General features: G+C 71.3%; 13 protein-coding genes. 6 read left to right on the top strand and 7 right to left on the bottom strand.

Annotation, left to right across the window (positions count from 1 at the left end; translation table 11 throughout):
• Window positions 1–17: 17 nt before the first annotated feature.
• The 4 genes from ACWDX9_RS53840 to ACWDX9_RS53825 are packed head-to-tail and all read right to left on the bottom strand — an operon-like array spanning window position 18 to window position 4,200.
• Window positions 18–539 (bottom strand): hypothetical protein, encoded by a 522-nt coding sequence (locus tag ACWDX9_RS53840; RefSeq protein WP_449969990.1) that lies wholly within the window; start codon window positions 537–539, stop codon window positions 18–20.
• Entirely contained in the window at window positions 536–2,236 is a 1,701-nt protein-coding gene (cydD, locus tag ACWDX9_RS53835) for a thiol reductant ABC exporter subunit CydD (RefSeq protein WP_449969987.1), read from the bottom strand. Before cydD ends, ACWDX9_RS53840 begins: the two co-directional genes overlap by 4 nt.
• 16 nt (window positions 2,237–2,252) lie before the next feature.
• Window positions 2,253–3,017 (bottom strand): cytochrome d ubiquinol oxidase subunit II, encoded by a 765-nt coding sequence (locus ACWDX9_RS53830; RefSeq protein ID WP_449969984.1) that lies wholly within the window; start codon window positions 3,015–3,017, stop codon window positions 2,253–2,255.
• A 13-nt stretch (window positions 3,018–3,030) separates the two neighbouring features.
• Window positions 3,031–4,200 (bottom strand): cytochrome ubiquinol oxidase subunit I, encoded by a 1,170-nt coding sequence (locus ACWDX9_RS53825; protein WP_449969982.1) that lies wholly within the window; start codon window positions 4,198–4,200, stop codon window positions 3,031–3,033.
• 156 nt (window positions 4,201–4,356) lie between these two features.
• Here ACWDX9_RS53825 and ACWDX9_RS53820 point away from each other — a divergent pair, with 156 nt between their 5' ends.
• Window positions 4,357–4,722 carry a PadR family transcriptional regulator gene (locus ACWDX9_RS53820; protein ID WP_350726786.1) on the top strand — a complete coding sequence of 122 codons (366 nt, stop codon included), beginning with the start codon at window positions 4,357–4,359 and terminating at the stop codon, window positions 4,720–4,722.
• Here the strand turns inward: ACWDX9_RS53820 and ACWDX9_RS53815 are convergent.
• On the bottom strand, window positions 4,694–5,362 hold the full coding sequence (locus ACWDX9_RS53815; protein ID WP_449969980.1) for a permease prefix domain 1-containing protein: 669 nt from the start codon (window positions 5,360–5,362) through the stop codon (window positions 4,694–4,696). The genes ACWDX9_RS53820 and ACWDX9_RS53815 overlap by 29 nt on opposite strands.
• 105 nt (window positions 5,363–5,467) lie before the next feature.
• Between ACWDX9_RS53815 and ACWDX9_RS53810 the strand changes: the two genes are divergently transcribed.
• Genes ACWDX9_RS53810 through ACWDX9_RS53800 form a run of 3 tightly spaced genes read left to right on the top strand, consistent with a single transcriptional unit; the run spans window position 5,468 to window position 6,595 of the window.
• Window positions 5,468–5,821, top strand: coding sequence for a VOC family protein (locus ACWDX9_RS53810; protein ID WP_449969978.1), 354 nt, complete (start codon window positions 5,468–5,470; stop codon window positions 5,819–5,821).
• The gene (locus ACWDX9_RS53805) at window positions 5,818–6,150 is read left to right on the top strand and encodes an ArsR/SmtB family transcription factor (protein WP_449969975.1); all 333 of its coding nucleotides are present in this window, start codon (window positions 5,818–5,820) and stop codon (window positions 6,148–6,150) included. The genes ACWDX9_RS53810 and ACWDX9_RS53805 overlap by 4 nt, the downstream gene beginning before the upstream one ends.
• Entirely contained in the window at window positions 6,140–6,595 is a 456-nt protein-coding gene (locus ACWDX9_RS53800) for an SRPBCC family protein (protein ID WP_449969973.1), read from the top strand. The genes ACWDX9_RS53805 and ACWDX9_RS53800 overlap by 11 nt, the downstream gene beginning before the upstream one ends.
• A 45-nt stretch (window positions 6,596–6,640) precedes the next feature.
• Here the strand turns inward: ACWDX9_RS53800 and ACWDX9_RS53795 are convergent, their stop codons facing one another.
• The gene (locus ACWDX9_RS53795; RefSeq protein WP_449969970.1) at window positions 6,641–7,957 is read right to left on the bottom strand and encodes a pentapeptide repeat-containing protein; all 1,317 of its coding nucleotides are present in this window, start codon (window positions 7,955–7,957) and stop codon (window positions 6,641–6,643) included.
• 147 nt (window positions 7,958–8,104) lie between these two features.
• Here ACWDX9_RS53795 and ACWDX9_RS53790 point away from each other — a divergent pair, with 147 nt between their 5' ends.
• Together ACWDX9_RS53790 and ACWDX9_RS53785 are read left to right on the top strand one after the other, a co-directional pair.
• A complete protein-coding gene (locus tag ACWDX9_RS53790; RefSeq protein WP_449969968.1) occupies window positions 8,105–8,308 on the top strand; it encodes a hypothetical protein in 204 nt (67 codons plus the stop codon).
• Window positions 8,309–8,685: 377 nt separating this feature from the next.
• On the top strand, window positions 8,686–9,051 hold the full coding sequence (locus ACWDX9_RS53785) for a thioredoxin family protein (protein ID WP_192792540.1): 366 nt from the start codon (window positions 8,686–8,688) through the stop codon (window positions 9,049–9,051).
• A 15-nt stretch (window positions 9,052–9,066) separates the two neighbouring features.
• On the opposite strand, the gene ACWDX9_RS53780 is transcribed toward ACWDX9_RS53785, so the two are convergent.
• Window positions 9,067–9,834 (bottom strand): SAM-dependent methyltransferase, encoded by a 768-nt coding sequence (locus ACWDX9_RS53780; protein ID WP_449969966.1) that lies wholly within the window; start codon window positions 9,832–9,834, stop codon window positions 9,067–9,069.
• Window positions 9,835–10,134: the final 300 nt, after the last annotated feature.

Below are 10,134 nucleotides of genomic sequence, written 5' to 3'. Positions count from 1 at the left end.
AAAGGTGAAGGGGGCGCTCAGACCCGGAACTCCTCGGTACGGTGCGCGTAGGCGGGCAGCGCCACCCCGGCCAGCGCGAGCCCGGCCACCAGCACGAGCGCCGTCACCGGCAGGACGGCCAGCCCGATGACGACGGCCGCCAGCCCCGCCAGCGCCGCCGCCGCGGCGGGGAGCAGGCAGCGCACGAGCAGGTCCTGTACGGCCTCGGTGTCGTCGACCATGCGGCTGAGCAGGTCGGCGCCGCCGTGCCGGGGCTGCTGGGGCGGGATGAGGGCACGGTAGAGCTGCTCGCGGGTGCCCGCCTGGGCGCGGAGCGCGACGTCGTGGCCGGTGAGGCGTTCGGCGTAGCGGAAGACGCCCTTGCTCGTGGCGAACGCCCTGGTCGCCACGATGGCCACGCTCAGGGCGGCCAGGCCCGGCTGCTGCGCGGCCCTGGTGATCAGCCAGGCGGCGGCGGCGATGAGCCCGAGCCCCGCCAGGTCCGCCGCCGCGCCCGCCAGCACGGCCCAGAGGAGCCGCGTGCCCATGCGCCGGTTCACCGGCCGCTCCCTTCGCCCCGCCGCGTCGCGGGCTCAGCTTGTTGGTGCATGCGGGTGGTGTCGGAGACGACGCGGCCCTCGTGCACCCGGATGACGCGGTCGGCCAGGTCGATCATGGCCGGGCGGTGCGCGACGATGACGGCCGTACGGCCCTGGGCCAGGTCCGAGGTGGCCGCCACCACGGCGGCCTCGCTGCGCCCGTCCAGGCGGGCCGTGGGCTCGTCGAGCAGCAGCACCGAGGCCGCGGGCCGGCAGAAGGCCCGCGCCAGCGCGATCCGCTGCCGCTGACCGGCGGACAGGTTGGCGCCGCGCTCGCCCACCACCGTGTCGAACCCCTGCGGCAACGCGTCCACGAAGTCGGCGTGCGCGGCGGCCGCGGCGCTGCGGACCTCCTCCAGGGAGGCCGCGGGAGTTCCGAGCCGGATGTTGCCGGCCACGGAGGTGGCGAACAGGTGGGGCCGCTGCGCCACGAATGCCAGCCGCGCCCGCCAGCTCCCCAGATCGAGCTCGCGAAGGTCGGTGCCGTCGACGAGCACCCGGCCCTCCGACGGCCGGACGAACCCGAGGACGAGATGGAGCAGGGTGCTCTTGCCGCCGCCGCTCTCGCCGACCAGCGCCACGCGTTCCCCCGGGCCGATCGTGAGCGAGACGTCCTCCAGGGCCGCGACGTCACGGCCGGGGTAGCGCACGGTCACGTTCTCCAGGCGGATCTCCGGCGCACCCTGCCCGGCCGGATGAACCCGCCCATATGCGGGCTCGGGCTCGCCCGCGCCGTCCAGCACGGCGAAGGCCGCGTCGGCCGCCGCCACCCCCTCCATCGAGGCGTGGAAGCGCGTCCCCATCGCCCGCAGCGGCAGGTACGCCTCCGGCGCCAGCAGCAGCACCAGCAGCGCCGTCGTCAGATCCAGCGACCCTCCGAGCAGCCGCAGCCCGATCGGCACCGCCACCAGCGCCAGCGACAGCGACGCGCACAGCTCCAGCACCAGTGACGACAGGAACGCCACCCGCAACGTCCGCATCGTCGCGTTCCGGTGCGCGTCCGCGACCTGCTGGATGACGCCCGCCTGGTAGCGGGCCCGGCCGAAGGCCCGCAGGGTGGGCAGGCCGCGCACCACGTCGAGGAAGTGGCCGCCGAGCCGCGACAGGGCCAGGAACTGGCGCTCGGTGACGGCCTTGGTGGTCATGCCGACCAGGGCGCCGAAGACGGGGATCAGGGGCAGCGTGATCAGAACGATGAGCGCGCTCGCCAGGTCGGCGGCGAAGAGCCGTACCAGCACCGCGAGCGGCACCACCCCGGCCACCGCGATCGACGGCAGGTAGCCGGTCAGGTACGCGTCGAGCCCGTCCAGGCCGCGCCCCGTGAGCGTGACCAGCTCGCCCGAACGGTGCTGTGTGAGCCCCCCGGGGCCCAGGTCGCGCAGCCGGGCCAGCAGCCGGTGGCGCAGCGCCGACTTCACGCCGGTGGCGGTGCGCCCGGCGAAGACGCCCTGCGTCCAGGCCAGCAGCGCCCGCACGCACACCACCGCCGCCAGCCCCGCCAGGGCGACGGCGGTGAACCTGCCGGACAGCACCCCGGCCAGCAACTCGGCCTGCACCAGCACGAGCAGCCCCGCCAGCACCGCCGCGACCATGGTCACGGCCAGGTGGCGGCGGACCGACCGCTCGGCCCGCATGAGCCGTAGGAGATCCTTGTGCACGAGCCCTCAGAAGCCCTCAGAAGAACGACGGAAGCAGGACGGCGTCCTTCCCTGGGCGGAAAGTGCGCCACACCCATACTTGCGCGCCCAGGACGATGGGTGCGAACGGCAGCACCATGACACTGAGCACATTCAACGTGGCCGCCGGCGCGCTGTTGGCCAGCAGGTACGGCATCGCGCCCACGAGCACGCCCACCGCCGGCATCGCCGCCACGACCCCCGACACGACCAGGGCCCGCCCCGACCTGGACGCCCCGAAGACCCCGGGCGTCCGCCACGCCAGGAACGTCCACCCGTGGAAGGCGAACAGCAGCGTCACGACGGCCCCCAGCATCACCCCCACCGGGTGCACCACCGGGCCCGCGAACCCCGTGGCCGCCGCGTGGATCGTCATTCCCCACCCGAACGACAGCCCCAGAGACCCGAACGCGATCATCGCGTCCCAGAACCCCCGCCACCTGAACCCGTCCAGCCTGCGCCGGAACCACAGCCCCGCGTCCCGCAGGATCCAGCTCAGCAGCATGGCCACCACCAGCGGGTACAGCTTGAACAGCACCTCGCCCTCGAGCAGCGGATAGACGCCGAACAGCGTCCCGGCGACCGCCACCAGCCACACCTCGTTGGCCAGCACGTACGGCGCCATCGCGGCCACCATGCGGTCGCGGCCCTCGCGGGTCCTGCCCAGCAGCGGCAGCAGCAGCCCCACCCCCAGGTCGAACCCCTCAAGGGCGAAATATCCGGCCAGCAGCACGGCGAAGAGAACGAACCAGATCACTTCCATGTCGGCACCTCACTCAGTAACTCAGCGCGGGGGAGCGGGTCTCACCGGCGGGGACGGCGCCCAGGGCCACGTCGCGCGGCCCGCGCCGGACGATCCTGGCGATGAGCACGTAGTCGACGACCGCCAGCAGCCCCAGCACGCCCGCGAACCCGACGAGCGAGGCCGTGACCATGCCCGAGGTCAGCCCGGGGGACATGGCGTCGGCCACGGTGAGCTTCTCCCAGATCATCCACGGCTGCCGGCCGACCTCCCGCGCCAGCCAGCCCATGATCGCCAGCACGAACGGCAGTGGCGTCATCAGCATGAGCAGCGGATGCGTCCACCGCCAGCGCGGCAGCACGGCGACCATCGGCAGCATCACGAACAGCACGACCAGCGCGAGCAGCTGCCCGAGCTCGATCATCAACCCGAGCGGGAGCGCCGCGCCCACGTTGCCGCTGAACTTCCCGTCCTGGACCCCGGCGAACTGCGCGTACCCGAAGCCGATCGTCACGAAGATCCCGAGCGCCGCCGCGACCACGCCGGTCCGCAGCGACCTGGTGAAGAACTCCACGTGCTCGGTACGGCGGCGCAGCTGGTACGCGCTCGCCCCCACCAGCACCATGGCCCCCGTGAACAGCCCCGCCCCGATCACGTGCGGGAAGGAGAAGATCAGGCTCTTGTTCGTGAGCAGGGCGCCGAAGTCGACCAGCTCCAGGCGGTCGCCGCGGGCGACGGAGCCGACCGGGTTCTGCAGGAACGAGTTGGCGAGCATGATGGAGAAGGCGCTCGCGTACGCGGTCAGCGTCACGAGCCAGATGCAGGCCACATGCGCCCATTTCGGCAGCCGCCCCCAGCCGAAGATCCACAGGCCCAGGAACGTGGACTCCAGGAAGAAGGCCACCAGGGTCTCCATGGCCAGCGGCGCGCCGAACACGTCACCGGCGTAGTGGGACAGGCCGCTCCAGGAGAGGCCGAACTGGAACTCCATCACCAGCCCGGTCACGATGCCCAGCGCGTAGTTGACGACGTAGATCTGGCCCCAGAAGCGGGTCATGGCCTCGTGGAGCGGCTTGCCCGAGATCGCCCAGCGCGTGTTCATGATCGCCACCAGTGGCGCCAGGCCCAGGGTGAGCACGACGAACAGGAAGTGAAGGCTTCCCGTCACGGCGAACTGTGTCCGGGCCAGTTCGAGTACATCCATCGCGAACTCCGTTGTTGTGTCTGCCTACATATAGAGAGCCTACATGTAGACTGCCTACATGAGCGCACACGTCCGCACTTCGGCCGATGTCCTTCGGACGGAGGGGCGGGGCGCGGAGCATGCCGGGTCGCCCGTGCGGTGTCTAGGATCGGAATCATGAATCCGGACGCGCTGCGCGGGCACATGGACGCGCTCCTGCTCTCCGTGCTGGAGCGCGAGCCGCTGCACGGCTACGCCATCATCGAGGCGTTGCTGGAGCGCAGCGGCGGCGCGCTGAACGTGCCGACGGGCACCGTCTACCCGGCCCTGCGCAGGCTGGAGCGGATCGGCTACCTGTCCAGCGAGTGGGCCACGGTGGGCGGGCGCAAGCGCCGTACCTACCGGCTGACGGATTCGGGCAGGAAGCAGCTCGAAGGGGAGCGCTCGGCGTGGCAGGAGTTCGCCAGCGTGATCGGCGGCGTGCTCCGCGCGGACGCCGTGGAAGCCGGGGAGGTCAGCGGCGCGCGAAGGGCGGCCGGCTGATGCGCAGGCAGCGCGTCGCGCCGTAGATCTGCAGGCCCCAGCAGGCGGACGTCACCGCGTTGGCCAGCATGGAGGGCAGGACGTCCAGATGGCTCGCCCCGTTCGAGCCCAGGGTGAGCAGCATGCCCAGCGCCACGGTGACGGGCAGCATGCCCCAGACGAGCACGCCCAGCGACCTGGTCACCAGCCGCGGCCGGCGGATCCACCGGGCGCCCCGGCTCAGCGCGAACAGCGCGAGCCCGCCGTAGAGCCCGACGCAGAGCTGCAGGATGTCGAGCAGGCGCGAGGCGGGCCGGTACCAGGCGGGCGCGAGCCGCCAGGCCTGGTCGTCGCCGGGATAAATGCGCCAGATCACCGACCACATCAGCGCGGTGATCGGCACGCTGATGAACAGCAGGAAGCCCAGCCGGCGCCCCGCCACGGCGGTCAGCTCGGACTGGTAGCCGGGGGCGACCTCCGCGACCTCCCCGAACTCCGCCACCGCGACCCGCTCCGCCTCCGCCCGTGCGAGCCCTTCGGCCTCCAGCGCGTCGGCGGTGTCGGTCAGGCTGTCGCGCGCCTCGACGACCAGATCCCGCTTCGCCCCCTGCGGGCCGGCCAGGGCGCTGTCGAGCTCCGCCACGTAGTCGTCGATACGCATGGACCCCAGTCTACGGAGGACGATCTCGGTCTCCCATCGGGGAATTCCCCGATATTTCCGGGGTCGGGTTGATATGTAGGAAAACTCCTACGTATAGTGTCCGACATGCCGATATCTCAGATCCTCACCATCACCGTGCCCGTCGCCGACCAGGAGCGGGCGCTGGCCTTCTACACCGGCGTCCTCGACTTCGAGGTGCGCACCGACAACCCGTTCCCGATGGGCCGCTGGCTCACCGTCGCCCCCAAGGGGTCCGGGACCGCGCTGCTGCTGGCCTCCTGGTTCCCCGGTATGGCCCCGATCGGCGGCCTGGTGGTGGCCGCGCCCGACCTCGACGTCCTGGCCGCGCGGCTGCGCGAGCACGACGTGTCGTTCGAGGGGCCGAGCGACGAGCCGTGGGGGCGTCAGCTGCTGTTCCAGGACCCGTTCGGCAACGGGTTCGTGGTCAGCCAGGCATGATGGCCGACCACGTGTTCACCGCGCTGGCCAGCCCGGCCAGGCGGGAGTTGCTGCGCCTGCTGCTCGACGAGGGCGCCCAGCCCGCCGGCCGGCTGGCCGAGCGGTTCGACATGAGCAGGCCCAGCGTGTCGGAGCACCTCAAGGTGCTCAGGGACGCCGGGCTGGTGGCCGAGAGCCGCAAGGGGCGGGAACGGCACTACCGGCTGGAGGCGGCGCCGCTCATGGAGATCCGCGACTGGCTCACCCCGTACGAACGGTTCTGGCGGGAGAAGCTGGCCGACCTCACTACCCTGCTGGACGAGATGGAGGACGACGACCATGCCCCGTGACACGGCGGCCGAGGACCTGCGCGCGATCAGGATCGACCAGTTCATCGCGCATCCCCCGAGGAAGGTGTGGCGGGCGCTCACCGAGCCCGAGCTGGTCGCCCGCTGGCTCATGCCCAACGACTTCAGGCCGGAGGTGGGGCACCGCTTCACGTTCACCACGGAGCCCAAGCCGCAGGTGGGCTTCGACGGGATCGTCTACTGCGAGGTGCTGGAGCTGGAGCCGGAGAAGCTGCTCAGGATCAGCTGGAGTGACCACAAGAGGGCCGACTGGACGGTCACCTGGCGGCTGGAGCCCGAAGGCAAGGGCACCAGGCTGTTCCTCGACCACGAGGGCTTCGACCCGGACGACGAGTTGCAGCAGCTCTCCCGCCGCATCATGGGCGGCGGCTGGCGCTCGCGCCACTTCCGCGCGATCGCCGCCGTCGTGGAGGAGCTGGACGCCTAAGGGTTCAGGGCCGGGCTCGGCGGCTCCGCCCGGCGTTCGGCGGTGTTAGGTGGACGTCCACATCACGGTGGCCGTGGTGATCGCCAGTAGCAGCGCGAACCAGCCCGCAGCCCGCCCCATGCGCATGCCGTACCCGCACACGAGCCAGGAGACCGACAGCCACCAGCGGTGACCGGCCTGGCGCCGCATCTCCATGGCCGCGAACGCGAAGTCGGCCGAGGTGGCGCGGTCGCTGGGCTGCAGCCCGGCGTAGAGGTCGGCCAGCCGGTCGGGCGTGGCGCCGGGGTCGCCCGTCACCTCCCAGCCGCGCATGGTGTGCTCGTCGGCCAGCGCGCGCCGGCGGGAGAACCAGCGCAGCATCGGCCAGCGCAGACTCACCCGCAGGCCGCGCGGCGTCAGCGCGAACGTGCAGTCCTTGACCCGCACCGCCGACGGATGGGCCAGCCCGGCGAACCTGCACGCCGACAGGTCCAGCCCGTACAGCGCCAGGTCGCTCGCGTTCACCTGCCGCAGCGAGGTCAGCACGGACCTGCCCCGGCCGGTCACGGTGGCGGGGCCGCGCAGCACCGCGCCCTCCAGGTCGGCCTGGGAGTCGGTCAGCCGCAGCGTCGTCGTGCCCGCCACCTCGACGCCGCGCAGGTCGACGCCGCACCGGGACACCGCCACGTCCAGGAGCCCGTCGGCGCGGGCCCTGGCCGCCGACAGCCTGCCGGTGGCCGAGAGGTACGCGTCGGCGGCGAAGTGCGCGGCCTCGAACCCGGCGTGCCCGCTGACCTTGCGGAAGGACAGGGTACGGCCGAAGCGCGCCCCTCTGAAGGCGGCTCCGTCGCCCAGCCTGGCCCCGTCGAAGGTGGCGTACCCGTCGAACCTGGCCCGCTCGCACGACAGCCCGTGGCCGAAGACGGCCTGGCTGAACAGCGCGTCGCGGGACATCACGGCCCGGTCGAGGGAGACGTGCCCGCGCACGGTGACGCCGTGGAAGGACAGCTCGCGGGTGAACCTGGCGCCGGCCAGCGACACGTTGCCCTCGAAGCGGGCGCCGAAGAACGAGGCCAGCCGCTCGAACCTGGCGCCGTCGAGCGACACGTCGCCCGTGAACGTCACGCCGGACAGCCGAACGTCGCCGGTGAACCTGACCCGGTCGAGCCGGGCCCTGCCGGGCCTGCCGCCGGCGGCTTCGAGCACCCGGGACAGCAACTCGGCGCTGACGGTGGTGCCGCGCAGGTCGAGCAGGCGGCCGGGGGAGATCTCGTCGAGGGCCTGGGGGAGTTCGTCGGGTGCGAGGTGTGCGAGGCAGAAGCCGGTCGTCCGGCTGGCGATTCCGGTGCAGGCAGCGGAATGCGCGCAGGTGACCCAGTCCATGAAGAGGTCATACCCGCCGGAGACGGTGTCAAGGTTCGATGTTTTAATGTTCTATCCGCTTTTATATGGAAATATGCGCTCTAAATAGGCTCTAAAGTGCCGGGCATGCGCGCTTTATCCAGAGCCTCCCTTGTTGCCCTAGTTGTGGTGGCTCTCTCCGCCTCGCCCGCCGTGGCGGGGCGGCAGCTGCTCAAGCGGGTGACGAGCGCGACGATCTGGCACGTCAACTCCGACGAGCCGCGCATCCGCGACTACAACACGGAGTACAACCCGCCCGGCCTCCACCAGCCGGACGCGTTCCGCTCCTCCGGCCACGACCCGCTGGTCATCGGCCTGACCCTGCCGGAGTGATGAATGTCACAACGCCCGCCCACCCAGGTCTCGCGCGGGGCACCCGCAAATAGGATGGATCTTCCGAACCCCCCTGGGAGAGGGTGAGCGCGCATTGGCGCACGTTGATCGACCCCGGACGCGCGCGCTGCGCGCCGGGACCTACGACGGCGGCGATCAATCGGGCACTCGCGAGGTGGTGCGGCTGATCAGGGAGCCGGCCCCGCGGGAGGTCGTCTTCGACGGCGCCCGATCCCCGATGCATGACGTCAGGCGCGCGGTCCTGCCCCGCCCCAACCTTCTCCGGCCGACCGCGCCGGCATGGACACTGGAATGCCGGTGGGAGGGTAGGGGTTCATAACGATGGACAGTTTTCAGCGAGGGACGAGGAGCCACTTGTGGCGACCATCGAAGTAACAGAGCAGAACTTCAACGACATCGCCGACAAGGGGATCGTGCTGCTCGACTTCTGGGCGGAGTGGTGCCCGCCGTGCAAGAAGTTCGGTCCGATCTTCGAGCAGGCCTCGGGCCTGCACGAGGACATCACGTTCGGCAAGATCGACACCGACGCCGAGCAGGGGCTCGCCCAGGGCTTCGACATCACCTCGATCCCGACGCTCATGGCCATCCGCGACGGCATCGTGGTCTTCGCCCAGGCCGGCGCCATCCCGGCGCCCGCACTGGAGGACCTGATCAGGCAGGTGCGGGCGCTCGACATGGACGCCATCAGGGCCGAGCTCGCCGAGGAGATGAAGCAGAACTGACCCCTCCCAGGGGTCTCAGGGCTTGCGGGCGACCCCGACGTACCCGAACGTGATCCCGTTGCCGGGCGCGTCCGGGTCGTCGGGCCTCCAGCCGTTCGGGTACGTCAGCCCGGGCTCCTCCAGCTCGTACCCCTCGAAGAAGCGCAGGATCTCCTCACCCGTCCGCAGGCTCAGGGCGGCCGTGGCCCGCCGGTAGATCTCGATGGCCTGCGGCGTGGTGTCCGGCGTGGTGTCGATGGCATGGCTGATCACCAGCCGGCTCCCGGGCGCGCTCGCCGCCCGCAGCTTGGCCACCATGTCGTACGCGACGTAGTCCGGGATGAAGTGCAGGATCGCCAGCATCAGGAACGCCACCGGCCGGTCGAAGTCGATCACGTCGTCCAGCTTGTGCAGCAGCGTGCCGGTCTCGCGTACGTCCGCCTGCAGGAAGTGCACGTCCTCGGTCCTGGCCAGCAGCGCCCTGCCGTGCACGCAGACCACGGGGTCGTTGTCCACGTAGACGACCCGCGCCTCAGGGGCGATCTCGTGCGTGTTCCCCTGGGTCGGCAGGCCCGCGCCGAGGTCGACGATCTGCCGCACCCCCGAATCGACCAGGTGCCGCACGGCGCGGCGCAGGAACGCCCTGTTCGCGCGGGCGCCCTCCTTGGTGTTGGGGAACGTCTGCAGGATCTGCTCGGCGGCTGCCCGGTCGGCCGCGAAGTTGTCCTTGCCGTCGAGGAAGTAGTCGTACATCCGCGCGACGTTGGGGACGTTAGGGTCCACCCCCTCCGGGGCACTGTCCACGATTTCTCCTGAAATATCGCCCTTATTGCGGGCGATCATAGCTGTGGTTTACCCGGTTTCTCCGGAATTTGGTTCTACTCGCGGTGCCAGTGAGACGTACATCACGTATCACCATCACCCCCCGCCCCACACCCCTCGCACCCCGTGACACAGCCCCCCGGCGGGCCCCTTGAGACCCACCCGCCACCGCACCCCCGGCCGCGCCGCCGCGGGTGGCCGCCGCCATCGGGCGGACGCCATCGAGGGGGACCCCCGCAGTTCACCCGACCGACGCCGCGCCGCCTGCCGCGCGCCGGCCCC

The sequence above is a fragment of the Nonomuraea sp. NPDC003201 genome, from assembly GCF_053590415.1.
The sequence above is the reverse complement of the archived record's forward strand: the minus strand, read 5'-3'. Positions and strand labels throughout refer to the sequence as shown.

Excerpts from the sequence above, each read along its gene's own strand:
- ACWDX9_RS53825 (WP_449969982.1), bottom strand. The coding sequence starts at position 4,200 with ATGGATGTACTCGAACTGGCCCGGACACAGTTCGCCGTGACGGGAAGC.
- ACWDX9_RS53830 (WP_449969984.1), bottom strand. The coding sequence starts at position 3,017 with ATGGAAGTGATCTGGTTCGTTCTCTTCGCCGTGCTGCTGGCCGGATAT.
- ACWDX9_RS53810 (WP_449969978.1), top strand. The coding sequence starts at position 5,468 with ATGCCGATATCTCAGATCCTCACCATCACCGTGCCCGTCGCCGACCAG.
- ACWDX9_RS53795 (WP_449969970.1), bottom strand. The coding sequence starts at position 7,957 with ATGGACTGGGTCACCTGCGCGCATTCCGCTGCCTGCACCGGAATCGCC.
- ACWDX9_RS53820 (WP_350726786.1), top strand. The coding sequence starts at position 4,357 with ATGAATCCGGACGCGCTGCGCGGGCACATGGACGCGCTCCTGCTCTCC.
- ACWDX9_RS53815 (WP_449969980.1), bottom strand. The coding sequence starts at position 5,362 with ATGCGTATCGACGACTACGTGGCGGAGCTCGACAGCGCCCTGGCCGGC.
- ACWDX9_RS53800 (WP_449969973.1), top strand. The coding sequence starts at position 6,140 with ATGCCCCGTGACACGGCGGCCGAGGACCTGCGCGCGATCAGGATCGAC.
- ACWDX9_RS53805 (WP_449969975.1), top strand. The coding sequence starts at position 5,818 with ATGATGGCCGACCACGTGTTCACCGCGCTGGCCAGCCCGGCCAGGCGG.